This window comes from Actinomycetospora sp. (assembly GCF_036497245.1).
In the GTDB taxonomy this organism is placed as follows: domain Bacteria; phylum Actinomycetota; class Actinomycetes; order Mycobacteriales; family Pseudonocardiaceae; genus Actinomycetospora.
In genome coordinates this window covers 17,878-41,948 of record NZ_DASXJS010000004.1, presented here as the reverse complement: position 1 = coordinate 41,948, position 24,071 = coordinate 17,878, and the positions used below count along the sequence as shown (strand labels likewise).

At 74.9% G+C, this 24,071-nt stretch carries 21 protein-coding genes; 10 read left to right on the top strand and 11 right to left on the bottom strand.

Annotated elements, in window-relative coordinates; genetic code table 11:
* Positions 1-33 precede the first annotated feature (33 nt).
* From VGI02_RS00445 to VGI02_RS00430, 4 genes are all read right to left on the bottom strand, one after another.
* Positions 34-3,405, bottom strand: a complete 3,372-nt coding sequence (locus VGI02_RS00445) for an arabinosyltransferase domain-containing protein (protein WP_331625250.1) — start codon at positions 3,403-3,405, stop codon at positions 34-36.
* 217 nt (positions 3,406-3,622) lie between these two features.
* Complete coding sequence (locus tag VGI02_RS00440) at positions 3,623-4,318, bottom strand: YcnI family copper-binding membrane protein (protein ID WP_331625249.1); 696 nt, start codon at positions 4,316-4,318, stop codon at positions 3,623-3,625.
* 39 nt (positions 4,319-4,357) lie between these two features.
* Positions 4,358-6,190 (bottom strand): copper resistance CopC/CopD family protein, encoded by a 1,833-nt coding sequence (locus tag VGI02_RS00435; protein WP_331625248.1) that lies wholly within the window; start codon positions 6,188-6,190, stop codon positions 4,358-4,360.
* A gap of 67 nt (positions 6,191-6,257) precedes the next feature.
* Complete coding sequence (locus VGI02_RS00430) at positions 6,258-6,839, bottom strand: DUF305 domain-containing protein (protein ID WP_331625247.1); 582 nt, start codon at positions 6,837-6,839, stop codon at positions 6,258-6,260.
* A 123-nt stretch (positions 6,840-6,962) separates the two neighbouring features.
* Here VGI02_RS00430 and VGI02_RS00425 point away from each other — a divergent pair, with 123 nt between their 5' ends.
* Entirely contained in the window at positions 6,963-7,505 is a 543-nt protein-coding gene (locus tag VGI02_RS00425; RefSeq protein WP_331625246.1) for an HdeD family acid-resistance protein, read from the top strand.
* 74 nt (positions 7,506-7,579) lie between these two features.
* Positions 7,580-7,813 carry a hypothetical protein gene (locus tag VGI02_RS00420; RefSeq protein ID WP_331625245.1) on the top strand — a complete coding sequence of 78 codons (234 nt, stop codon included), beginning with the start codon at positions 7,580-7,582 and terminating at the stop codon, positions 7,811-7,813.
* 118 nt (positions 7,814-7,931) lie between these two features.
* Here the strand turns inward: VGI02_RS00420 and VGI02_RS00415 are convergent, their stop codons facing one another.
* Both VGI02_RS00415 and VGI02_RS00410 read right to left on the bottom strand, forming a co-directional pair.
* Positions 7,932-9,599: an AMP-binding protein gene (locus VGI02_RS00415; RefSeq protein WP_331625244.1), complete on the bottom strand. Its 1,668-nt coding sequence runs from the start codon at positions 9,597-9,599 to the stop codon at positions 7,932-7,934.
* The gene (locus VGI02_RS00410) at positions 9,599-10,564 is read right to left on the bottom strand and encodes a cyclase family protein (RefSeq protein ID WP_331625243.1); all 966 of its coding nucleotides are present in this window, start codon (positions 10,562-10,564) and stop codon (positions 9,599-9,601) included. The genes VGI02_RS00415 and VGI02_RS00410 overlap by 1 nt, the downstream gene beginning before the upstream one ends.
* A 293-nt stretch (positions 10,565-10,857) precedes the next feature.
* Between VGI02_RS00410 and VGI02_RS00405 the strand changes: the two genes are divergently transcribed.
* Positions 10,858-11,424, top strand: a complete 567-nt coding sequence (locus VGI02_RS00405) for a nucleoside deaminase (RefSeq protein WP_331625242.1) — start codon at positions 10,858-10,860, stop codon at positions 11,422-11,424.
* Between the two features lie 14 nt (positions 11,425-11,438).
* Positions 11,439-12,131, top strand: coding sequence for an antibiotic biosynthesis monooxygenase (locus tag VGI02_RS00400; RefSeq protein ID WP_331625241.1), 693 nt, complete (start codon positions 11,439-11,441; stop codon positions 12,129-12,131).
* Positions 12,132-12,143: 12 nt separating this feature from the next.
* Here the strand turns inward: VGI02_RS00400 and VGI02_RS00395 are convergent, their stop codons facing one another.
* The gene (locus VGI02_RS00395; protein WP_331625240.1) at positions 12,144-12,926 is read right to left on the bottom strand and encodes a 5-formyltetrahydrofolate cyclo-ligase; all 783 of its coding nucleotides are present in this window, start codon (positions 12,924-12,926) and stop codon (positions 12,144-12,146) included.
* Between the two features lie 36 nt (positions 12,927-12,962).
* On the opposite strand from VGI02_RS00395, the gene VGI02_RS00390 reads away from it, so the two are divergent.
* Together VGI02_RS00390 and VGI02_RS00385 are read left to right on the top strand one after the other, a co-directional pair.
* Positions 12,963-14,606, top strand: a complete 1,644-nt coding sequence (locus VGI02_RS00390; RefSeq protein ID WP_331625239.1) for an acyl-CoA dehydrogenase family protein — start codon at positions 12,963-12,965, stop codon at positions 14,604-14,606.
* 321 nt (positions 14,607-14,927) lie between these two features.
* Positions 14,928-15,977: an alpha/beta fold hydrolase gene (locus tag VGI02_RS00385; protein WP_331625238.1), complete on the top strand. Its 1,050-nt coding sequence runs from the start codon at positions 14,928-14,930 to the stop codon at positions 15,975-15,977.
* Between the two features lie 10 nt (positions 15,978-15,987).
* Here VGI02_RS00385 and VGI02_RS00380 read toward each other — a convergent pair whose 3' ends face one another.
* The gene (locus tag VGI02_RS00380; RefSeq protein ID WP_331625237.1) at positions 15,988-16,605 is read right to left on the bottom strand and encodes a TetR/AcrR family transcriptional regulator; all 618 of its coding nucleotides are present in this window, start codon (positions 16,603-16,605) and stop codon (positions 15,988-15,990) included.
* Positions 16,606-16,676: 71 nt separating this feature from the next.
* Here VGI02_RS00380 and VGI02_RS00375 point away from each other — a divergent pair, with 71 nt between their 5' ends.
* The gene (locus VGI02_RS00375) at positions 16,677-17,915 is read left to right on the top strand and encodes an oxygenase MpaB family protein (protein ID WP_331625236.1); all 1,239 of its coding nucleotides are present in this window, start codon (positions 16,677-16,679) and stop codon (positions 17,913-17,915) included.
* Positions 17,916-17,937: 22 nt separating this feature from the next.
* On the opposite strand, the gene VGI02_RS00370 is transcribed toward VGI02_RS00375, so the two are convergent.
* Genes VGI02_RS00370 through VGI02_RS00360 form a run of 3 tightly spaced genes read right to left on the bottom strand, consistent with a single transcriptional unit; the run spans position 17,938 to position 21,567 of the window.
* A complete protein-coding gene (locus VGI02_RS00370) occupies positions 17,938-18,792 on the bottom strand; it encodes a crotonase/enoyl-CoA hydratase family protein (protein ID WP_331625235.1) in 855 nt (284 codons plus the stop codon).
* A 49-nt stretch (positions 18,793-18,841) separates the two neighbouring features.
* A complete protein-coding gene (locus VGI02_RS00365) occupies positions 18,842-19,888 on the bottom strand; it encodes a cobalamin B12-binding domain-containing protein (protein ID WP_331625234.1) in 1,047 nt (348 codons plus the stop codon).
* A complete protein-coding gene (locus VGI02_RS00360; protein WP_331625233.1) occupies positions 19,885-21,567 on the bottom strand; it encodes a SpoIIE family protein phosphatase in 1,683 nt (560 codons plus the stop codon). Before VGI02_RS00360 ends, VGI02_RS00365 begins: the two co-directional genes overlap by 4 nt.
* 113 nt (positions 21,568-21,680) lie before the next feature.
* Here VGI02_RS00360 and VGI02_RS00355 point away from each other — a divergent pair, with 113 nt between their 5' ends.
* The 3 genes from VGI02_RS00355 to VGI02_RS00345 are packed head-to-tail and all read left to right on the top strand — an operon-like array spanning position 21,681 to position 24,025.
* Positions 21,681-22,115, top strand: a complete 435-nt coding sequence (locus VGI02_RS00355) for a GlcG/HbpS family heme-binding protein (RefSeq protein WP_331625232.1) — start codon at positions 21,681-21,683, stop codon at positions 22,113-22,115.
* Positions 22,116-22,169: 54 nt separating this feature from the next.
* Positions 22,170-22,820, top strand: a complete 651-nt coding sequence (locus VGI02_RS00350) for a GntR family transcriptional regulator (RefSeq protein ID WP_331625231.1) — start codon at positions 22,170-22,172, stop codon at positions 22,818-22,820.
* Positions 22,817-24,025, top strand: a complete 1,209-nt coding sequence (locus VGI02_RS00345) for an MFS transporter (RefSeq protein WP_331625230.1) — start codon at positions 22,817-22,819, stop codon at positions 24,023-24,025. The genes VGI02_RS00350 and VGI02_RS00345 overlap by 4 nt, the downstream gene beginning before the upstream one ends.
* Positions 24,026-24,071 lie beyond the last annotated feature (46 nt).

Here is a 24,071-nt window from a genome sequence, read left to right as displayed (position 1 = left end):
AGCACTTTCCGGTGCTATGGCACCGGAAAGTGCTCACGAGGGCGGAGCCCACCGGTCGCCCGCCGTCCCGGGAATCGTGCGGGTCGTGACGCGGGATTCGTAGGCGTCGGTGTCGAGGTCGCCGAGCTCCGGGACGAGCACCCGGCCCCAGCGGCGTCCGGGCTCGTCGGGCAGCCGCGTGTCCACCTCGCGCAGCGACCCGTCGGCGAGCAGGCCCGCGAAGCTCGCGGCGGAGTCGGTGCCGGTCGCGAGCCCGTCGGTGCCGCCGGTCCAGCGCTCGGGGACGATGTCGCCGGGCGGGCTCGGACTGGTGTTGCGCTCGTTGGGCACCGGATCGTCCGGGCCGGTCGGGGTGGTGACGAACGCGCCGGGCGTCGCCGCGACGCCGGCGGCCACCCGCGGCAGCGTCCCGGCGCACGGCCAGGCGAGGGCGACCGCCCAGTCGACGAGCACCGGACGGCGCTGCGCGAGCCAGCTCGAGAGCGGGAGGACGTCGACGACCCGCGGGCCGGTGAGCGCGATCCACCCGCCGTCGTCGGTGCGGTCGTCGCGGGCGCGCAGCCGGACCCGGTCGGCGCCGTCCGGGACGTCCGACGGCGCGAGGGTGGCGGTGCGCCAGAGGCTGCGGTCCTGCGCCCGGTCCTGCAGCCGCGCCTGTTCGGGCGTCGCGGCATAGCCCCGGTAGCCACGATCCGGTTCCGGCGCCTCGGTGACCGGCCGGGTGCCGACGACGCGGTCACCGCGGCCGAACTCCCAGGTCAGCGACGCCCCGTCGGAGGTCCGGCCGGAGACGCCGACCGCCAGGGCCTGCTTCGTCCCGACCGTGGGCAGGCCGAACCACGGCGTGGTCAGGGACCCGACGGAGCCGTCCCCGCCGTCGCGGCTGCCCCAGGAGAACCGCCCGTCGCGGGTGTCGGGCTTGCCGTCCGTGCCGTCGGTCTGGCCGGGCCGTACCGGCGGCGCGTCCGCGGCGCCCCCGTCGGCGACGAAGCCGGCCATGGTCGCCGACGAACCGGCGACCGGCGTGAGCGGCCCGCCGGACACGGTCTGCAGCACCTGCACGCGGTCCTGCAGGCCGCACGCCGCGGACGACGTCGGGTCCGCGACGGCGGCGCGGTTCTGGGCGGCGAGGGAGTAGAGCCCGCCGCGGTCGCCGGCGGCGGAGAACGAGGACGCGAGGAGCGCGACCGACGTCGCGGCCACCACCAGGACGGTTGCGACCGGCACGATCGCGGCAACAACCCCCAGCGCGGGCGGACTCCCGACGGGGCTGTCGGGACCGTCGGGGCCGTCCGGGGCGGGGGCGCCGGGGCGCGCCCGGATCCGGACGACGACGAGCGTGACCAGGCCGAGCCCGACGGCCACGACGAGCCACAGCACCACCGAGTCGAACGGGCGCTGCGGGCCCGTCGACCCCGGCATCCCGAAGCCCGAGTAGGCCCACCACGCGTTGGGCCCGGAGAACGCGAACGCCGCGCCGAGGACGGCGCCGAGGGTCGTGAGCACGCCGGTCGCCGTGACGACGGGATCGCGCAGCCGCGCCGACCGGACGAGGACGACGACGACCGCGACGATGCCGATCGTCCCGTACCCGGCGAGCGCCCCGAAATGGTGCGACCACTTCGAGGGGGTGACCGCGAGCAGCGCGAAGCCCATCGGGAGGAGCCCGAGCAGGAGCACCGGCTCCCGGCCGAGCCAGGAGCCGAGCCCGGTTCCCCGTCCCGACCCGCGCACGAGCAGCACCGTCCCGGCGGCGGCGAGCACGAGGCCGAGCATCACCGGCAGCCGCTTGGCCGCCGTCCCCCAGGAGTCGTCGCCGAACAGGTAGCCGTAGCGCAGCCACTCCGCGTACCAGGGCTGGTTCGGGCCGATCTGCTGGTGGACGTCGGTCGCGACCAGGAAGCCGTGCCAGGACTGGTCGGTGAACACCACGACGACCGCGACCATCGCGAGCCCCGCGACCACCGCCAGGTGCGCGCCCGGGAGCAGCGCCCGGGTCAGCCGGGCCACGACGCCGTCGTCCTCCGCCGGCGACCCCCGCAGCGCGCGCACCAGGCGGGGCAGGCACAGCAGGAAGGGCGCCGCGGCGATCAGGCCGGACGGCGCGAGGGTGACGGTCAGGCCCGCGACGAGGGCGGCCACGGCGATCAGGGCGACCGGGTGGCGGGTCCGGCGGTCGGCGTCGACGCCGCGCGCGGCCCGCAGCACGAGCGCGAGGACGGCCGTGGTGCCGAGGGCGACCGTCGACTCGGGCCGGGCGCCGAGGTCGTAGGGCATCCACCACGCCGCGAGCGCCAGCGCCGCGACGACCCGGACCGCGACGCTGCGCCCGGCCGGTCCCAGCGCGGGGCGCAGCACCCCGCGGGTCAGCACGAGCCAGAGCGCGAACCCGGCGAGGACGCTCATCGTGCGCACCGCGACGGGGGCCAGGCCCTGGTCTCCGAACAGCGCGAGGAGCCGTTGGTTGGACGCGAACGGGGTCTCGGACGCGTCGAACCAGCGGTAGTAGTTCGCGGGATCTCCCGCGCCCGACTGGCGGGCGATCACCGCGGCGAACCCGTCGTCGTCGGTCAGAGGTCCGACGATCGACCACCACGCCAGGCCCGTCGCGACGACGGCGTCCACCGCCAGGCGGCCGAGCACCACCGGCCGTCGCAGCCCGGCGAGCGCCCGGCCGCGCAGGCGCCGGGCCCGGGTGCGCGCGATCGCGAGCCCGCGCCCGGCGGCGATCTCGGCGATACCGCGCGGGGCGGGGACGGTCGGGGTGAGCAGCGTCGCGAGGACCACGAGCAGGAGCGCGATCGCCGCGAGCCGGAGCTGGGCGGAGACGAGACCGCTCTTCTGCGGGGTCGGGGCGTTGTCGAACCAGGCGGGCGTGCGGGCCGAGAGGGCGAGCCCGCGGGCGGCGTCCCCCCGCAGGTCGGTGGTGGCGGCGAAGACCTCGGGGACCGGGTCCCCGGGGACGGTGGCCGTGGGCTTCCCGGCCGGGTCCCCCACCGTCACCGTCAGGCCGGTCCCGTCGGCGCGGATCGCGAGCCCGCAGGCCTCGTCGGGGACCTCGACCGGCACGAGTCGCCCGCTCGCGATCACCTGGACGGCCGTCGCGCCCGACGGGTCGTCGCCCGGCTCGGTGCGCACGGCCAGGCCGTCGGCGGGCGCGCCGACGGTGGTCGCGAGGATCGTCGTGGCCCCCTCGCGGTCCCGGGCGGCCCGGATCGCCCCGCACGGGACGGTGACGTCCAGCTCGGCCGGGCGGTAGGGCACCAGGAAGAGCGTGGTCGGTGCGGGCGTCGCGCCCGCCTTCGGCCAGGCCACCGTCGAGGTCGACGACGCCACGGGGGCGCCCGGCACCTGCGCGGCGACCACGACCGCGGCGATCCCGCAGGCGAGGGCCGCCGCGACCACGACCAGCCGGCCGATCCGGCGGGCCCGGGCGCGCTCGTCGGGCCCCCATCTCCGGTCGGACCCGGGCGCGGCTCCGGGCGCGTCCGGCGGTGTGATCCGGATCGCCTCGGTCGGCGCGGTGGCGGGCAGTGGGGACTCCGTGGCGGACGGTGGGGACGACGACGTCGTCCCGGTGTCCGTTCCGACCAGCGGTCCGGTTCGATCAGGTGCGCTCCACCTACGATCGACGACCGCGGACCAGCGCCACCCCCAGCAGCGCGATCGCGACGACCGAGAGCGCGAGCGCGACGATCCCGATGACCAGCGCCGGGGTGGAGGACGACCCGGCGTCGGCCGGGGCGGCGCCGTCGGAGCCGCTACCGGCGCCGATCGTCAGCTCCGGCGAGGGGTGCGCGGGCTCGGGCGCGCCCGGCGCCGCGGACTCGTTCCAGGCGACGACCTCGCCGTCGCTGTAGGTCTGGGTCGTCGGGAACGCGATCGAGGGTGCGTTCGGGACCGGGCCGACGAGCAGCGAGAACTGGTCGAACTGCCCGGGCGCGATCGCGGCCTGCGGGGTCTGGGCGGTGAAGACGACGTCGCTCACGACCTGGCTGACGGGGCCGTCGTCGGTCTGCAGCGGTTGCGCCAGCGTCTTCTTGTTCACCTGGGCGGTCCACCCCGGGTGCGGCTGGACCGAGACCGACGCGAGCGGCTGGTCGGCCGGCATGAGGATCCGGATCGCCGTGGTCGACGCGGTGTCCTTCTCGGTGGGCACCCGGAACGCGATCTGGGCGTAGGAGCCGGGGGTCGCGTCGCCCTCGGGCGAGACGCGGATGTGCGCGGAGGCCGGGATCGCACCGAGGGCGAACAGCGCGGCGCCCACGGCGACGACGGCGCCGAGGCGCGCCAGGGCGCGGCGGGGACGGGATGGCACGGGGACGGGCTCCTTCTGCTGCGGGGATGGGACGGCGGGTCAGTGGACGGGGACCACGACCCGGAAGAGGGTGGGCGGTGCGACGGGGCTCGCGACGGTCACGTCGAGCGCCCACTCGCCCGGCACCGCGAACGACACCGGCGCGGCGACCCCGCCGGGACCGGGCGCCGCCGTGACCGGCAGCGGCCCGATGCCCTGGGCCGGGAGCGTCAGGGACGCGTCGACGACGGAGACCGGCACGGCGTGCCCCGCGCTGTCGCGCCCGCTCAGGTGCACGGCGGTCGACCCGGTGTGGGCGGCGTCGACCTCGGTGGTGAGCGCGAGGGCACCCGCGGTCGCGGTGGCGGTGAACGCCGGGGCGTAGGTCTCGGTGGCGCGGGGCGAGCCGACGAGCACGGCGGTCACCGCGAGTACGACGACCGCGATCGCCGCCTCCGCGAGGAGCCCGCGCCGCAGCGTCGACGCGGCCGGGAGATCCAGGCCGGGTGGGGCGTCCGACGAAGGGGCGGGCTCCGCCGGCGCGGGCTCCGACAGCGGGGCGCGCGACGACGGCGGGCCGAGCGAGAGCGCGAAGCTGCGTGGCCGCGGACGGCTCGGGGCGGGCGCCGCGCGGACCGTCGCCGGCACGAGCCGGCGCGCGACGAGCCGCCGCGCGCGGTCACCCAGCGCGAGCAGCACGACGACGGCGGCGACCTTGGCGATCAGCAGCCACCCGTAGGTCGTCGTGACCAGGGCGCCGAGCTCACCGACGTCGCGCCAGGTCTGGTACAGCCCGGTCGCGACGATCACCCCCACGGCGACCTGCGCCCCCCGCGAGAACCGCGGGAGCAGCGTTGCGACCGGGGCGACCGCCGCAGCGTCGTCGGTGCCCCGCAGCGCGAGCAGCAGCACGACCAGCCCACCGATCCACAGCGACATCGCCGTGAGGTGTGCGAGGTCGACGGCCAGCCCGAGCACCACCGGGGGATCCACACCCGCGTGGCCGGAGGCGGAGAACGTGGCCGCCGCCGCGACCAGCGCCACCGTGGCGAGCACCGCCCGCTCCCCCGCGGGCGCCGGCGCGTCGGACCCGGGCACCGCCGCGACCAGACGCCGGCCGAGCAGGCCCGCGATCAGCACGAGTACGAGCCGGGCGAGCACCAACCCACCCGTCGGTGAGCCGAGAGTCGTCCCGAGCACCGCGGGGTCGAGGACGGAGCCGAGCCCGACCCCGACGGCATCGGGCCCCTGCAGCAGCAGTGCGAGCGCGGTTCCGATCAGCAGGGCCCACCAGCCGGCGACGACGCCGCGGCGGGCGCGGCGCTGCACCGCCACGTCGGCCCCCACCCCCCGCAACGCCACGAGGACCGCGGCGCCGCCCACCGCGGCGAGCCCCGCGTACTCGAGGAACCGCGCGGCGGCGAGCAGCGCGCCCGCCGCACCGCCCCCGCTCTCGGCGGACGGCGGCGCGGCGCTCGGACCGGGGTGGCCCACCGAGAACCGGAACCCGCCCGAGACCGGGTGCGAGTCCGCCGAGACCACCCGCCAGGTGGCGGTGTACGTGCCGGGCGCCAGCTCGGGGGCGAGGGCGACGCCGGCCGTCGTCGGGTCGCCGTCGACGTGCGCGGCGGCGCCGGCGTCGACCTCGTGCAGCGCGCCGTCGTACACGCGCACCGCGCCGGGCACGAGGGTCACGGCCTCGCTGAAGGTCACGCTCACGGTGCCGGGCGCACGGACGACGACGGTGTCCGCACCAGGCGAGGTCCGTTCCAGCATCGCGTGCGCGGAGGCCGGTGCCGCGGTCCCGAGGCCGAGCCCGCCCCAGAGCAGCGCCACGAGGCCCAGGACGGCGGCCGCGGCACTCGCGGTGCGCCAGAACCTCGTCCCTGCCACGGGAGTACGGGTCGTCCCGGAGCCGCCGACGGTTCCCGCGCGTCGGCCGCGTCACACGGATGGCCGCTCAGCTCCGGGCGAGCAGCGCGCGCATCCGGTCGATCTCGGCCTGCTGGGCGACCAGCAGCGTCCGGGAGAACTCGGCGAGCGGCGAGGTCGACGCCGCTCCCCCGGTGGCCGTGAGCTGGTCACGGGCCATCGTGAGCGCGCCCTCGTGGTGGGCGGTCATGGTCTGCAGCCAGAGCCGGTCGAACGCGGGCCCGGAGAGCGCGCGGAGCCGGTCGAGCGTCGCGGCGTCGGCCATCCCGGCCATGCCCGACATGTCCGCGGGCGCCTCGGCGGGAGCACCCCGCAGCCGCAGGAATCCCCGGAGCTGACCGACCTCCTCCACCTGGGCGCGGTCGATCCGGAACGCCAGATCCGCGACGTCGGGAGACGAGGACCGGCCCGGGACCAGTGCGGACAGCTCCAGTGCCTGCTCGTGGTGGCCCAGCATCATCCGGGCGTAGGCGGTGTCGACCGCAGCCACGGCGGCCGGTGACGCAGCGGCGGCCGTCGTCGGGACCCCGGTCGACGCGGCCCCGGGCGACCCGGGCCCGACGGGGGCGTCGGCACACCCCGCGACGGCGAGCGCGAGGAGCACGACCACCGGCCCGCATCGTCGCCACCGCATCCCGAGCCTCACGGCGGCCACTCTGCCGGATGCGCCGTCCGTGCGCCGTTCACCGGAAGATCCTGGTCAGCGACCCGCCAGTGGTGTACTCACCGTGACATGACCTCCTCCACCATCGGTCCGCCGGAAGTCGCCAAGCGGTGGGGCTGGATCCTCGCCGACGGCATCCTCGGCGTCATCGTCGGTCTCGTCGCCCTGCTGTTCCCGGGCGCTACGGTGCTGGTGCTCGCGCTCTTCCTGGGGATCGGGCTCGTCATCTCCGGGATCATCGAGACCACCACCGCGCTGCGCGTCCAGCACGGCGTGCCCGGCCGGTGGTGGGTGGTGGTCTTCGGGGTGATCACCGCGCTCGCCGGCATCTTCGTGATCTTCCGCCCGGGCGTCGGGGTGGTGCTCCTCGTCGTCGGCCTGCTGCTGTGGTTCCTGTTCGCGGGCATCAACGACCTGTTCGTCGCCTCGCGCACGGCCGAGCACCGCGGCTGGAACATCGCCATGGGCGTGCTCGCGCTGCTCGCCGCAGTCATCCTGCTGTTCAACTTCAGTGCCGCCGTGGGCACGATCGCCCTGCTCGCGGGCCTGGGCTTCCTGCTGCGCGGCGCCTCGGAGATCGGGCTCGCCCTGAGCCTCCGTCGCTCGCAGTGACCACCCGGTCGGGGTCGTTCGCGATCCCGGTCGGGCTGCCTACGGTCGACTCGCCCGCCCACGAGGAGGACCAGATGGACTCGGCCACGACCGGCACGGCAGGACTGCAGCACGTCGCCACCTTCTGCGGCCAGTGCAACTGCGGCTGCCCGGAGCTCTACCTCGACCCCGCGGCGTCCGACGAGCGCCGGGTGGTGATCACCGACGACTTCGGCCAGCGGATCCAGATGAGCCTCGGACAGCTCGCCGACCTCGTGGCCGACGCGCGCAACGGCGTGCTCGACGAGGTGCTCGCGAGCGCGACCTGAGCCGAGTGGCCCAGCGCCCCGGCCGGCCCCGCCCCGGCCCGCCCCGCCGGAACGAACGACTCGTTCGTGGCTTCTAGATGCACGAACGAGTCGTTCGTTACGCTGGAGAAGGCCCGAGTCAGCGGCCCCGGAGCTCGCGGCGCAGCAGCTTCCCGGTGACCGTCTTCGGGATCTCGTCGAGCAGCTCGATCTGACGCGGGTACTTGTAGGCCGACATCCGTTCCTTGCAGAACGCGATCAGCTCGTCGGGCGTCACCGAGGCGCCCGGACGCACCGAGACGAAGGCCTTCACCGTCTCCCCGCGGTACTCGTCCGGGACCCCGACGACGGCGGCCTCGCGCACCCCGGGGTGCTCGTAGAGGACGTCCTCGACCTCCCGGGGCCAGACCTTGTACCCGCCGGCGTTGATCTGGTCCTTCTTGCGGTCGACGACGTAGAACCAGCCCTCGGCGTCCATGTAGCCGACGTCGCCGGTCTTGAGCGCGACCTTGCCCTCGGCGTCCCGAAGTGCGTTCTCGGTCTCCTCGGGCTTGTTCCAGTAGCCGGGCACGACCTGCGGGCCTCGGGTGACGATCTCCCCGACCTCGCCGACGTCGGCCTCGGTCCCGTCGTCGCGCACGATCGACACCACGGTGCTGAACACCGGGACCCCGACCGAGAGCGCCCCGGACGCCTCGTCGACGGGGGCGTCCCCGCCGAGCGGGACGCCGTGCGACGGCGAGTTCGTCTCGGTCAGCCCGTAGAAGTTGTGGATGTAGTGCCCGAACTGGTCGGAGAAGGCCTTGACCGTGGTCGGCGGGATCGGCGCGCCGCCCGAGTACAGCTTGACCAGTGAGCTCAGGTCCTCCCGCTGCGCGCCCTCGGCGTTCATCAGCGCGATGAACACCGTGATCGAACCGATCGAGAACGTCGGCCGGTGCTCGCGGATCGCGTCCAGCATCACCGCCGGGTCGAACCGGTAGGCCAGCACCAGCGGCGCCGGGAGCAGCAGCGCGATCGCCAGGTGCCCGACGACGCCGGTGATGTGGAACAGCGGCGCCACACCGAGGACCGAGTCCTGCGGGGTGAGCTGGATCCAGTCTCGGTAGGTCTGCGCGTTGAAGACGACGTTGCGGTGGGTGTTCATCGCACCCTTGGGCGGGCCGGTGGTCCCCGAGGTGTAGCCGAGGAACGCGACGTCGTCGCCGTCGAACTCGACGGGGGCGGGTTCGCGCCCGCGGGTGGCGGCGAGCACCTCGGTGAGGTCCTCGGTGCCGGCCGCACGCGAGCGCGCCATCCCGCCGAAGAGACGCGGGTCCTGCCGCGTCTGGAACTCCAACGGCGAGGTCGTCCACGCGATCCTCGCGGACGTGTTCGGCACGACCTCCGCCGCGACCTGGTCCCAGAGGTCCTCCTGGGCCACGATCGCGGTCGCGTCGCAGTCGGTGAGCAGCGTGGTCAGCTCCCGCTGGCGGCTCATCGGGTTGATCGAGACGACGATGCCGCCCGCCTTCCAGGTCCCGATCACCGCGACCACCGCCTGCGGGATGTTCTGCAGGTAGGTCGCGAGCCGGTCGCCCCGGGCGAATCCGCGGTCGGTGAGGGCCACCGCGAACGCGTCGGAGAGCTCGTCGAGCTCCGCGAGGGTCAGCACACCGTCGAAGTACCGGACGATCTCGGTCTCCGGCGCGCGAGCGAGCGAGGCCTCGAACAGCGCGAGCATGCTGGGGAACTCGGGCGTGATGTCGGTCGGGTAGTCCTTCCGGTAGCGCGCCAACCAGGGGCGCTGCGCGTACCCGGCACCCATCAGCGGATCACCACCGGGTTCACGGGCGCACCGGTCGCCTCGTGGATCTTCAAGGGTGCCGCGGTGTAGAGGAAGTCCCAGCGGCCGTCCGCCGCGCACGCGTCCGCGAGGTCGTCGAGCCAGATGATCTCGGCGAGGCTCACGCCGAGGTTACGCAGCAGCGCCGCGTGCAGCGGCAGCGTCACGCCGCTCACCGGGTCGTGGGTCACCTCGTTGGCGATCGTGTCGGTGACCAGGTTCGGGATCTCCTTGCTCTGGAACCACTCGACCAGCTCGCGGGAGTAGGTCAGCCCGGGCTCGACGAAGCCCTCGTAGAACTCCTCCTTGGGCACCGAGTAGAAGTACTTCAGCCAGCCGGTGCGGATCACGACGACGTCCCGGTCGCCGATCGAGGTCCCCTGCGCGGCGGCCGCCTCCTCGAGATCGTGATGGGTGAACGTCTCGCCCTTCTCCAGCCACTTCTTGTTGCGATGGCGGGCCATGTCGATCAGCACGCCGTGCCCGACGATGCCGCGCTCGGCGATCGGCATGATCGACGCCCAGCTCATCCCGCCGCCGTTCGTGGTCGCGGCGTCGACGTCGTTCCAGATCCGGTCGTCGTACCAGGCGTGGCCCAGCGCGTCGTACTGCGACGAGCCCTGCAGGAACATCGTCGCCTTGTCGTCCGAGGCACGCAGGCCACCGGGGAACTGCGGCCCCACCCCGCCCGGGGCGAACGCGTCCTGGTCCCACACCATCTCGCGCTGGATGCCCTCGCGGCCGGGGAAGACCGGGTCGCCGTGCGGCAGACCCATCGGGCACTGCAGCGTGAACACCTGGCCGCTCTTGACGCTCGCGACACCGCGCAGCACCTGGGCCGCGTCGAGGTAGTTCAGCGACCCGATCTGGTCGTCCTTGCCCCACTTGCCCCAGTTCTTCGGGGTGTCGTCCCCGAGCAGTTCCGCCATCGAGGGTGCGTCAGCCATGGTCTGTCTCCTCGCCGTCGAGTGGGTGACCCGGGTCTCACCGTGCCGCGCCCGGAGGGAGGCGGCAAGGAGTTCGCGATCTTCGTTTCCGGGACCCGGTCGATCAGGCGGGGCATCGCACCGAGTGATCGCGCTGCTACTCCATTTGGGCTAGCAACGAAGGTTTGATCGGCCTAGCGTTCGTGCCGTCACACCGTCGGCCGAGCTCGCGCCGCCGGCTCCTTCCCGCCACGGACCCATCCGAGGTCCTCCCCTGGCGCGCCCTGTCGGCGCCGACGAGAGAGGTCGACACCATGACCCACGACGAACTGATGGCCGAGGCCTGCCGGCTCGCGAGCGAGACGGTGCGCAAGGGCTGGGGCGGCCCGTTCGGCGCGGTCCTCGCCCGCGACGGCGAGATCATCGCCCGCGGCCAGAACCGGGTGCTCCTCACCGGGGACGTCACCGCGCACGCCGAGGTCGAGATGCTGCGCAAGGCGGCGACGGCGCTCAACCCGTACGCCCCGACGATCGCCCAGGAGCACCGCCCCGAGGGCCACCTCGCGCTCGTGCCCCGCCCGGAGGGCTCGCCCGACGTCGTCGAGGCCCGCGCCCGGATGTTCATGGGCACCGAGGTCTACACGAGCGGCATCCCCTGCCCCATGTGCATGGGCGCCATCTACTGGGCCCGCGTCGACGCGGTGTATTTCGCCAACGACCTCGACGCCACCCGCGGTGTCGGGTTCGACGACCAGTTCCAGTACGAGGACTTCGCCCGCCCGCTCAACGAGCGCCGGATCAAGATCGAGGAGCTCCGTCCCGACCTCGGTGCCGCGGTGTACGAGGAGTATCTCGCCTCGCCCGAGCGCTACGCGTACTGAGCGGCGCGACGACGATGAGCGGTCACGGATCGAACGCACCGGAGAGCCGGCCGGTGCTCGTCGGCGAGGCGCCCGAGCGCGACGTCGTCACCGTCGTGGTCTCCCACGCGGTGCGCCCCCAGGACGAGAGCGCCTTCCTCGACTGGCAGAACCGGATGTCCGAGGCCGAGCGGAACGCGCCCGGCAACGTCGGCTCCGAGCTGCTGCGTCCCGTCCCCGGGGTGCAGGAGGACTGGGTCGCGGTGACCCGGTTCGCCGGTGAGCCGGAGCTGGAGGCGTGGCTCGGGTCCGAGGCACGCCGGCGGCTCCTCGACGACGGCGAGCGCTTCCGGGACTTCCGGCTCCAGCGGGTCGGCCCGTCGTTCGGGAGCTGGTTCGCCCCCGACGCCGGGCCGGAGGCAGGTCCGGCGTCGTGGAAGACCGCGCTGTCGGTGCTGGTCGGGCTCTACCCCACCGTCGTGCTGCTGACCCTGGCGCTCTCGGCGCTCTGGCCCGCGGCGCCGCTGTGGGCGAGCCTGCTGGTCGGCAACGTGCTGTCGGTGAGCGTGCTGACCTGGGTCGTCATGCCGGTGGTGACCCGGGCGCTGCGCTTCTGGCTCGAGCCGGCGCGCGAGACCCGTCAGCCCCGCACCGACGTGCTCGGGACCGTCGCCTCGCTGGTGTTCCTGGCGTGCGCGGCGGCGGTGTTCTGGGTGCTCACCACCTGACCCCGCACGGTGTCAGCCGGGTCGGAGCTCGCCGAGGAGCGGGATCGCCGCGATCTTCTCCTCGGTGAGCTCGTCCCACGCGATCCCGGCCGGATGGCGAGCTCCCCGGGTACAGCGGATCGTGCGCTCCGGGGTGACGACCAGGTCGAGACGGATGTCGTGGTCGACGGTGGGGATCTCGCCGTCGGCCACGACCTGGTCCTCGTGCACCGTCGTCACCACCGGGGTGTCCGTCGCGACCAGCCCCGCCTCGTAGGCGACGGCGAACTCGAGGTCGGAGAACCCCCCGCCCTTGCCGAGCCGTGACCCGTCGGGGCTCACCGCGACGCAGCCGGCGACGACCAGGTCCACCGGCTCGAGGTCCGCGACGGCGACCGTCCGCCCGGCCGCGGTCGCGCCCTTGATCGACGACGCCTGGCGCGGGGTGCGTTCCCCGAGGTCGTCGGGGTCGAGCAGGAAGAAGGGATCGGCCCCGGCGAGGCGCGGCACGGCCATGTAGACCGTCTTGCCGTCCTGCAGTGCCCGCTGGCGGACCGGCCACTGCGCGGAGTCCGGGTTGCACTTGAGGGTGCGGGCGCGCTGCCAGACCTCCGTCTCCCGCAGCCGGTCGGCGGCGGCCTCCGCGCCGGTGACGTTCGGGATGCGACCCCGCGCCCCGGGGAAGCGGGCGTGCTTGCGCTCGGAGAGCGTCGCCCAGATGCCCTCGCGCAGCTCCTGCTTCGCCGCGAGGAGCTCGGGGGAACCGCCCGCGTCGGCGTCGTGTCTCGGGATGTCTCCTCCTGGGTGCGAAGGCACCTACCGACGAGTAGCCGGACGTGGTGGGATCGGGCCATGGCGCCCACCCACACTGTCACCAACCAGGTGCCCGACCTCGTCGACACCGACCTCGCGGCCGACCCACCGCTGCTCGAGGCCGTGGCCCGCGAGGGCGCGGGGTGGTCGCTGGACGCGCTGCACGACACGGGTAGGCGGGCCGGGTCGGCGCAGGTCCGCGAGTGGGCCGACGCCGCCCACCGCAACGAGCCCCGGCTGCGGGCGTTCGACCGCGTCGGGAACCGGGTGGACGAGGTCGACTACGACCCGGGCTACCACGCCCTGCTCGACGAGGCGGTCTCGCGCGGGTTCGCCGGCGCGGTCTGGGCCGGTCCGGACGGGATCGGCTCCGCTCCCCGCCCGGGCCAGCACGTCGCCCGGGCGGCCGGGTTCCTCGTCTGGTCGCAGGCCGAGGCGGGCCACGGCTGCCCGGTGTCGATGAGCCACGCCGTCCTCCCCGCGCTGCAGGCCGCGCCGGAACTGTTGGCGCGCTACGGGCCCGGGCTCGTCTCGACCGTCTACGAGCGCGGCCTCGCCGAGCCGACGACGAAGGCCGGCCTGCTCGCCGGCATGGGGATGACCGAGAAGCAGGGCGGCTCGGACGTCCGGACGAACACCACGAGCGCCGTCGCGAACGCCGACGGCACCTACACGCTCACCGGGCACAAGTGGTTCACCTCGGCGCCGATGTGCGACGTGTTCCTGGTGCTCGCGCAGGTCGGGGCGAGCGGCGTCACCTGCTTCCTCGTGCCGCGGATCCTGCCCGACGGATCCCGCAACCCCTTCGCGATCCAGCGCCTCAAGGACAAGCTCGGCAACCGGTCCAACGCCTCCTCGGAGCCCGAGTTCGACGGGACGATCGGCTTCCGGGTCGGCGACGAGGGTCGTGGGGTGCGGACGATCATCGAGATGGTCGCGTGCACGCGGCTGGACAACGCCCTGGGCTCGGCGGCCGGCATGCGCGACGCCCTCCGGCGGGCCACCTGGCACGCGACGCACCGGCACGCGTTCGGATCGGCCTTGATCGACAAGCCGCTGATGCGCGGGGTGCTCGCCGACCTCACCCTCGAGTCCGAGGCGGCGGTGACGCTCGCGCTCCGGCTCGCGGGTGCGCAGGACCGTTCGGGGTCGGACGAGCACGAGGCCGCGTTCCGGCGCATCGGGGTCACGCTCGGGAAGTACTGGATCTGCAAGCGGCAGACGGCCGTGGTCGGCGAGGCCCTGGAGTGCCTCGGGGGCAACGGATTCGTCGAGGAGTCCGGCATGCCGCGCCTGTTCCGGGAGTCGCCGCTGAACTCGATCTGGGAGGGCTCGGGCAACGTCAACGCCCTGGACCTGCTGCGCGTGCTGGGCCGCGAACCGGCGGCGGTCGAGGCGTACCGGGCCGAGGTCGAAGCGGCTTCCGGCGCCGACCACCGGCTCGACGCCGCCTGGAAGTCGATCCTCGACGAGCTGCGCGACCCCGCCGAGGAGCGCGCCCGCTGGCTGGCCGAGCGGATGGCCGTCGTCCTCCAGGGCTCGCTGCTGGTGCGGCACGCCCCGGCTGCGGTGGCGGACGCGTTCGTCGGGTCACGGGTGGCCGGCGAGCACGGCGCAGCATTCGGCACCCTGCCCCGCGGGGTCGACGTCGACGGGATCCTCGCGCGCGTGCCGCTCGGCTGAGGGCTCCGCCCCGCCGGACCCACCGACGAGGGGCACATCAGGCAGGACTGAGCGCCGCGCCACCTGTCCCAGGTGCTCCTGATCATATGGCGCGGGAGCGGGCGGGTTCGCACGGCGGGAGCGGGCGGGTTCGCACGGCGGGAGCGGGCGAGTGCCACGCGGGCCGGGGCTCGAGCCGCTCGACGGCCGCAGCCCCGAGATCGCGAGTTGTGCGGCGAAACGCGTCAGATCTGCGCTGTTCCGGCGCACAACTCGCGATCTTGCTCGCGGCTGATGTCCAGAGGAGTTCCCCGGCGACGCCGAGCTGACTAGCGTCCGAACATGAGCGAGTTCCTGCCCGGCGTCCGGGCCGCCACCGTCGACGCCCGGATCCGCATCCACCACCTCGAGTCCGGTCCCGCGGACGGCGTCCCCGTCGTGCTCGTCCACGGCAACCTGTCCACGGGCCGGTTCTTCGAGCACGTCATGAGCCCCGAGAGCGACCGCTTCCACTACCTCGCCCCGGACATGCGCGGCTTCGGCCGCACCGAGCGCGCCCCGATCGACGCCACCCGCGGCCTCGGCGACTGGGCCGACGACCTCGTCTCCTACCTGCAGACCCTCGGCGTCGAGCGCCCGCATCTCGTCGGGTGGTCGACGGCCGGCGCGGCGATCGCGCTCGTCGCCCGGCAGGTGCCCGTCGCGAGCCTGACCTTCCTCGACCCGGTCTCGCCGTACGGCTACGGCGGGACGTTCCCCGACGGCACGCCCTGCTTCGACGACCACGCGGGCAGCGGTGCGGGCGTGGCGAACACCCGCTTCGTCGAGCTGCTGCGCGCCGGCGACCGCTCCGCCGACGAACCGGTCTCCCCGCGCAACGTCATGAACGGCACCTACTGGGCCCCGGACTTCCGCCTGGCACCCGAGCGCGAGGCCCTGCTGCTCGACGAGGTCCTGCTCTCCCACATCGGCGACGATGGCTATCCCGGGGACTCGACGACCTCGGATCACTGGCCCGGCGCCGCCCCCGGGACGCGCGGCCTGCTCAACGCCCTCTCGCCGAAGTACTGCTCCTGGGCCTGGCTGCCCGAGATCGATCCGAAGCCGCCGGTGCTGTGGACGCACGGCGACGGGGACCTCGTCGTCGCCGACGGCTCGTACCTGGAGCTGGGCACGCTCGGCCAGGCGGGCATCGTGCCGGGCTGGCCGGGCCCCGAGGTCTTCCCCCCGCAGCCGATGGTCGCCCAGATCCGCGCCGTCCTCGCCCGCTACGAGCAGGCGGGCGGGAGCGCGCGGACCGAGATGTTCGCCGGATCCGGCCACGGCCCGCACGTCGACGCCGCGCCGCGGTGGCTCGAGATCGCCACGCAGTTCTGGACGTCGGCCGCCTGACGCGAGCCGCTCAGCCCCAGCGGGTCGCCAGGTAGCCGCCGACCATCGCGGTCAGCTCCTCGACGACCGCCTCCCGGGGCACGTCGGGCTGCTCGAGCACCCACGAGACCGTCACGTGCTCGACGGTCCGCACGAGCATCCAGGCGACCGCGTCCACCGGGACACCGGTGGTGTCCGGGTGCTCGGCGAGCAGTGCCCCCGCGACGAGCGCGTCGATCCGGCGTGCGAAGCCCACCCGGCGGCGCCCGACCGTCCGGGGCTGGTCCTGCGCGAGCACCCGCACCAGGTCGGCCTCGGCGGTCAGCGCGTCGAGGAGGGCCTCCAGGTGGTGGCGGACGGCGTCGTCGCCGGCACGCAGGCTACCGAGGAACGCGCGCGTGATGCGAGCTTCCAGGTCGTCGACCGCCCGCTCGACGACCCGGTCGAGGATCGCCTCCTTGTCCGGGAAGTACTGGTAGAGCGTGCCGGGCCCGACGCCCGCCGCGGCTGCGATCCGGTTGGTACTCGCCGCCTCGAAACCCCGCTCGAGCAGGACGGACCGGCCCGCGTCCAGGATTCGCTCGACGGTCGCCCGGGACCGCTCCTGGCTCGGCCTGCGCCGCATGGCGCGGGGCTCGTCGGCGGCCATCCGAGCACCTCCTCACCGCAGCCCGAAACGCGAGTTGAACCCGAGCGACAACTCGTGTCAGCGTTCCGGCCATGGTGGCAGAGACCGTGACGGCAACGACTCCGAGGGCTGCGCTGCCCGAGTTCCCGGCCCGCTTCCGGGGGGCGCCCGAGCGCAACGCCGCCATAGCCCGTCCGTTGGCCTACCTCGGTCGGGTCCGGCAGGCCGACCAGGCGCTCGTCGACGACATCGGGCGGCGGATGCTGCGCCGCGACGAGGTCGGCGCCGACCTCGCGGTGGCAATGCGGCGTGACGCCACGCCGCGGGTCACCACCGCCGCGCTGCACCGCGCGATCGCCGAGGGCGCCCACGACGACGACCCGCCCGCGCTGCGCCGCTTCGTCGCCGCGCTGGAGACGGAGCCGGAGTGGCTCGACCGCGATCTGCTCGAACGCGGTGCCCGGGCCTACCGCCGGATGGGACGCAGCCGCGACGACGTCCTGCTCGCGCTGTCGCTCATCGGCGGCTACCGCTACGCGGGCCCGGCCGACCTGCTCGTCGCCACCGGCGGGCTGACCGGCTCCACCGCGATGCGCCGCCTCGGCGAGACCACCGCCTGGGGCCACGCGGTCTCCCGGCCCGGCGGGATGGCCCGCGACGGCGAGGGCTTCCGCGTCACCGCGCACGTCCGCGCGATGCACGCGCTGGTCAACGACCGCTTCGAGCGCCGCGACGACTGGGACAGCGCCACGCTGGGCCTCCCCGTCAACCGCAGCGACCTCGCCGGCACGCTCGCGCTGTTCAGCGCCACCGCGATGCTCGGGGTCCGCGTGCTCGGACGCCGGGTGCCCCGCGCGGACGCCCGGGCGGTGATGCACCTGTGGCGCTACGTCGGGTGGCTCATGGGGGTCGACGAGGACTGGCTGTTCGCCGACGAGCGGGCCCAGCACGCGTTCGACCACCACCTGCTGCTCGCGCAGAGCGGCCCCACCCCCGCCGGGGCGGCACTGACGACCGCGCTCGTCGAGGGCACGCGGCGTAGCCACGCCGAGCGCGGCCGGCCGCTCACCGGGTGGTGGGCGCGACGCCGGCTGCTGTCGCACCTGCGCCTGTTCCTCGGTGCGCAGGGCTGCCGAGACCTGGGCCAGCCGGTGCTCGTCCCCTGGACCGTCGTCCCGGAGATGGCCCGCAACGTCGTCGAGTCGTGGGTGGTCGCCGTAACCGCGCGGGGCAGGCGACGGGTGGAACGGCACAGCGACGCGGGCGTCGAGGCCGACCTCGAGCGCCTGCTCGGTGAGCGGCCCCGCCGACCGGCGGACCTGCCCGGCTGAGCCGGGCCCGGTCGGGGCGCGGTCAGCGTCCGGTGAAGCGCGGCTCCCGGCGCTCGCCGAACGCGGTGAACGCCTCGGCGAGGTCGGCGCTGGGCAGGAACGCGGCGTTCCATGCGCCGACGTAGCGCAGCCCCGCCTCGACCCGCGGGCCCCGCTCGGCGTCGAGGACGTCCTTGATGCCGCGGGTCACCAGCGGGGAGTTCGCCGCCATCGAGCCCGCAAGCTCGAACGCGGCGGTCCGCAGCGCCTCCTCGCCGTCGAGCACGCGGTTGACCAGGCCGATCCGCTCGGCGTGCGCGGCGTCGACGTCGGCGCCGGTGAGGGCCAGCTCGCGCAGGTGCCCATCGCCGATGATCCCGACGAGGCGCTGGAGCGAGCCGAGGTCGGCGACCATGGCCATGCGGACCTCGCGGACCGAGAACAACGCGTCCGTGCTCGCGAGCCGCACGTCGCACGCGGTGATCAGGTCCACCCCGCCGCCGACGCACCAGCCCTGGACCGCCGCCACCACCGGCGTGCGGCAGTCGGCCACCGCGGTGATCGCGGCCTGCAGGTCCCGGAGGTGGTGCAGGAACTCCTCGCGCGCCCCGGCGGTCGGGTCGGAGAGCACGCTGCCCAGCGACGAGGTGGCCGCGCGCAGGTCTAGCCCGTAGGAGAACCGCCCCTCGGCACCGGTGACGACGATGGCGCGGACCTCGGGGTCGGCGTCGAGGGCCCGCATCACGGCGGGCAGCTCGGCGAAGAACGCGGGGGCCATCGCCCGGGCCGTCATGGACACCTCGGCCACGTGCGCGGCCGGGGTCTCCCGGGAGACGGCCAGGGTCTCGAGGTGCTCGGGCAGGGCCGCTGCGGAGGAGCCGGCCACGGACGTCGTCATGAGCCGACTAGATCACCCCGGGCGAGCGGGCGTCCAGGGCCGCCCCCGGCTACTCCGCGACGCCTGCCGTGACGTCGGCGCACGCGGCGCGCACGGCGTCCGAGCGCAGGAGGGCGACGGTCCGCGGCGAGTCGCCCAGCCGCGTGACCAGCTCGTCGACCGCCGGCCCCGTCTCGGCGCCGGTCAGCCCGCTGGGCACGGTGATCGACCCGATCCAGTGCAGGAACCGGGAGAGCAGGGCCGGGTCGTCGACGTAGACCGCCGCCGCGAGGAAGTCCACGAGGTGCCCGAGATCGTCGGCGAGCTCGTCCCCGGGAGCCGCACCCCGCAACCGCGATCCGACACCGGCGACGAGCTCGCCCCGGCTGGCGTGCAGGAAGGCCTGCTCCTCGCGCGAGGCGTCGTCGACGGTCACCGCGGCCTCGTCGCCGTCGGGCACCTGGGCGGCCAGCAGCGCGGCGGCCGCGCGGGCGTCGGGGGCCCAGCCGTCGGCGCCGACCGCACGGGCCCAGCGGCCGTCCGGGCCGAACGCCGGGCCGCCCACGAGGATCGGGGTCCCGCTCGCGCGGCACGCCTCGACCATGCGCCGCGCCGCGGGCAGCCGGGAGGGCAACGAGCTCGACACCGCGACGACGTCGGGGCCCTCGGTGTTCAGGTGCACCGCGATCTGGCCGGCCGGGACGCTCGACCCGAGGAAGGTGACCTCCCAGCCGTGGTGCGCGAGCACCTCGGCGAGCAGGCGCGCCGGCAGGCCGTGCCACTCGCCGTCGAGACAGGCAACGGCGATGCGCCCGATGCCGGTCGGGGCGGGCGCGGGCCGGTGGCGGCTCACCGCGGCCACCACCCGCTCGGAGATGTGGGTCGCGATGTGCTCCTGCACGACGGTCCACGCCCCGGCCGCCCAGCGCTCCCCCACCTCCCGCTGCGCCTCGGCGACGACGTCGAGCAGGACGGCCTCGGCGTCGTGCCCGCCGTCGAGCGCGGCGAGGACGACGACGACCGCCCCCGCCTCGTCGGACGCCTCGAGCCGGGAGAGGTAGTCGTCGCGGATCGCGCCGAGGTCGGCCGCGCCCGCGGTGGGGGCGGGTGCGCTCATGCCCCGTCTCCCCGGTGGGGAGCGGGCGGGGCCTGGAGCGCGAGCAGTGCGACGTCGTCGTGGTCGCGGCCGCCCAGCCACGCCGAGAGCAGCTGCAGGACCCGCTCGCAGACGACCTGCGCCGGCGCTCCGGCGCAGCCCGCGAGGGCGTCCGCCAGGCGCTCCTCGCCGAAGAAGTCGACGCCGCGAGGGCCGCCCCGGGCCTCGGTGACGCCGTCGCTGTAGAGCAGGCAGGTCTCGCCCGGGGCCAGCAGCACCTCGGCGTCACCGAACTCGCCGTCGCGCAGGGCCCCGACGAGCGTCCCGCTCACCGGCGTCTCCTCGACGGTGCCGTCGGCGCGCAGCAGGTACGGCGGCGGGTGGCCGCCCGTGGCCAGCCGCAGTCGCAGCGACCCGTCCGGCGCCGGACGGGCCTCGCCGAGCACCATCGTCGCGAACCGGGGCATCACCGGCACCGCGCCTGCCGCGTCGAGGTCGGCGGCGTCGAGCAGGGCCGCGTTGAGTAGGGCGAGCAGGGCGGCGGGGTCGCGCTCCACCAGCCGCAGCGCGTGCAGGGACTGGCGCACCCGCCCGGAGAGCACCGCCGCCTCGATGCCCTTGCCGCACACGTCGCCGAGCAGGAACGGGGTCTCCCCGGTGGCGGTCACCGGCAGGATCTCGTAGAAGTCGCCGCCGACGCGCAGGCTCTCCCGCGCCGGGCGGTACGCACTGCCGAGGACCAGGCCCTCGACCGCCTCGGGCAGCGGCGGCGGCGCCAGGCTCGCCTGCAGCAGCTCGCCGAGATGGGCCTGCTCGCGGTACAGGGCGGCCGCGGAGAGCGCGGTCCCGACCCGGACCGCGTACTCCTGGGCCAGCGGCAGCCCGTCCTCGACGTCGGGGGGCAGCTCGGTCTCGGTGACGAGGACCAGCGCCCCGCGGACGACGGTGCCGGGCACCGGCACGACGGTGACGTGCCCGGACGGCGGCACCCCGGACCAGACGGGCAGCTCGGCGAGCTCGACGGCGGCCCAGGGGTCCACCGGCGCGTCCCCGCTCATCGCCTCGGCCAGGCGCGGCGCGCTCCGCAGCTCGCTCCGCGCGAGCTCGCCCGAGACCGGGCGGGTACCGACCTCGGCGCCCACCCAGCGCACCGTGTCCGAGGAGTCGGCCAGCAGGACCACCACTCGCGGCGCGAGGGCCCCCGCCGCGAGGGAGGCCGCGGTGCGCAGCGTGCGCCCGACGTTGAGGACCCCGTGCAGCGCGCGCCCCGCCTCCGCGAGGAACTGGGCGCGGGCCTGCGCGCGGTGCAGCGACCGGGACCCGCGCTGCTCCTCGGTGACGTCGCGCACGTACCAGCAGGTGAGGAGGTCGCCCGTGCGCGGGTCGTCGGCCAGGAGCTGACCCCGGCCCACCAGGGCGCGGCCCGCGACCTCGGCCTCGAACCCCTCGTCCCCGTCCCGGACGACCGCGGCGAACGCGTCGTGCCCGGCGTCCTCGACCGGCGCACCCACGGCGAGGCCCGGGAGCAGCCGCTGCCCCGCCGGGTTGATCGCGTGGACGATCCGGCGGCCGCTGCCGGAGGGGGCCGCGCCGGTGACGACCACGGCCTCGCTCAGGCCCTCGAGCACCCGGGACGTCAGACTGCGGATCCCCGACGGTGGCGTCGGCAGGGGCGCTCCCGCCGGCATCGTCGAGTCCATGCGTCCCCCAGGGGTCGGGCAGCGATGCCACGCTATCGTGCTCCGCGTCACCGCACATGCCCCGGTGCGCAGCTGTGCCGCGCGTACATCCCGATCGTGATAGGCAGCCGCGCATGAGCGCCCTGACCTACGACCACGCCAGCACCATCGTCTCCGCCGCCCTCGAGCACGGGCGGCAGGCGGGCTACAAGCCGCTCACGATCGCCGTCCTGGACACCGGCGGGCACCTCGTGGCGCTCGGCCGTGCCGACGGATCGGGGTTCCTGCGCCCGGACGTGGCGGTCGCGAAGGCGCACGGCGTCATCGGGCTCATGATGGACAGCCGGGCGATCGCGGCCCGCGCGTCCGATTCACCGGAGTTCTTCACCTCGGTCGCCTCCCTCGCGGGCGGGAAGGTGTTCTCGGTGCCCGGCGGGGTCTTCGTGTGCGACGGCGACGGCGAGGTGATCGGGGCCGCGGGCGCCTCCGGTGACGCGTCACTGGCCGACGAGGAGGCGGTCGTCGCCGGGATCGAGGCGGCGGGTCTGGTCGCGCGGACCGGCGCCTGACCCGGGGCGGGCCCGCGTGCTGCGCGGAGTCCGCTCCTGCGCTATCTTGTATCTATGTCCGACACAAGTGGCGTCTCAGCGGCCGACGCCGTCTACCGCCACGTGAAGGACCGCGTGCTGACCGGCGAGCTCGAGGGCGGCCGGATGGTCAGCGAGGGCGAGGTCTCGGCCGCACTCGGCGTCAGCCGCACCCCGGTCCGCGAGGCGTTCCTGCGCCTCGAGGTCGAGGGGTGGCTGCGCCTGTTCCCGAAGCGGGGCGCCCTCGTGGTGCCGGTCGCACCCCACGAGATCGACGAGGTCCTCGACGCACGCGCCCTTCTCGAGACCCACGCCGCCGCCGACGTGATCACCCGCCCCGACGACCTCGCCGGGCTGCTGTCCGCGCTCGACTCGACGATCGAGCGCCAGCAGGCCGCCCACCGCGACGACGACCTCCCCGGGTTCGCCCGGTCCGACGCGGAGTTCCACCGGCTCGTCGCCGACGCAGGCCGCAACTCCCTGCTCGCCGGCTTCTACGCCACGTTGCGCGAGCGCCAGCAGCGCATGACGGCCGACTCGGTCCGCGGGCGCACCGCCGCCGCCACCACCGTCCTCGACGAGCACCGGGCGCTGCGCGACCTGCTCGCGGCCCGCGACATCGACGGTTTCGCCCGCGCCCTGACCGACCACCTCGACAACACCCACCGCCACGGAAGGACCCGATGACCGCGACGCTCGACCAGCCCACGGACACCCGGCGGGGCTCGACCGCCTGGCTGCCCGTGGGGCTCGCGCTGTTCACCGTCGCCTGGGGCGGCAACCAGTTCACGCCGCTCATGGTCATGTACCGCGAGCTCGGCGGGTTCTCGACGGCGGTCGTGGACGTCCTGCTCGGCGCGTACGTGCTGGGGATCGTGCCCGGCATGCTCCTCGGCGGGCCCCTCTCCGACCGTCTCGGTCGCAAGCCGCTGATGCTCGCCGCGCCGCCGATCGCGATCCTGGGCAGCCTCGTCCTGGCCGCCGGGGGCGACGTGGTGCCGGTGCTGTTCACCGGCCGCGTCCTGGCCGGGCTCGCCCTGGGGATCGCGATGGCGGTCGGCTCGACCTGGATCAGCGAGCTGTCGTCGCTGCGCGGCGCCGCCGCCGGTGGGGCCTCGCGGGCGGCGATGTCGCTGACGCTGGGCTTCCTGCTCGGCCCGGTAACGGCCGGACTGCTCGCCCAGTGGGGCCCATGGCCGGAGGTGCTCTCGTACGCCGTCCACGTCGTCGTCGGGATCCCGCTCGGCCTCGTCGCCCTGCGGACCGCGGAGACGCTCGACCGCTCCGCACGTCCCACCCGGCGGCTCCGCGACGACCTGCGCATCCCGGTCGGCGAGCACCGCGAGTTTCTGACGGTCGTCGCGCCGGTGGCGCCGTGGGTGTTCACCTGCGCCGGCGTCGCGTACGCCGTGCTGCCCTCCCTGGTGGCCAGCTCCGTCCCCGGGCACGCGATCGCGTTCGCGGCGCTGATGACGGCGATCACGCTGGCGGCCGGGGTGGGTGCCCAGTCGCTGGCCAAGCGCCTCGGGCTCACCGACGCCCGCGGCGGGATGCTCGGCCAGGCGTTCGCCGCGGCCGGGATGCTGCTGGCAGCGCTCACGGCCGCGACCCCGGGCGTCACGCTCGCCGTCGCCAGCGCAGTCGTCCTGGGGATCGGCTACGGGTTCGCACTGGTCAGCGGGCTCGCCGAGGTGCAGCGCATCGCGCCGTCCCGCCACCTCGCCGGGCTGAACGCGGTGTTCTACACGCTGGCCTACCTCGGGTTCCTCGTCCCGACGGTGCTCGCGCTGCTCGCCGACCTGGTCTCCTACAGCGCGCTGTTCGTGGCGCTCGGTGTGATCGCCCTCGCGTGCCTGGCGGTCGTCGCCCGTAGGTGCGCTTCGCGCTCGTGAGCACTTTCGGGGCCTATAGCCCCTGAAAGTGCTCACAAGGCCGGAG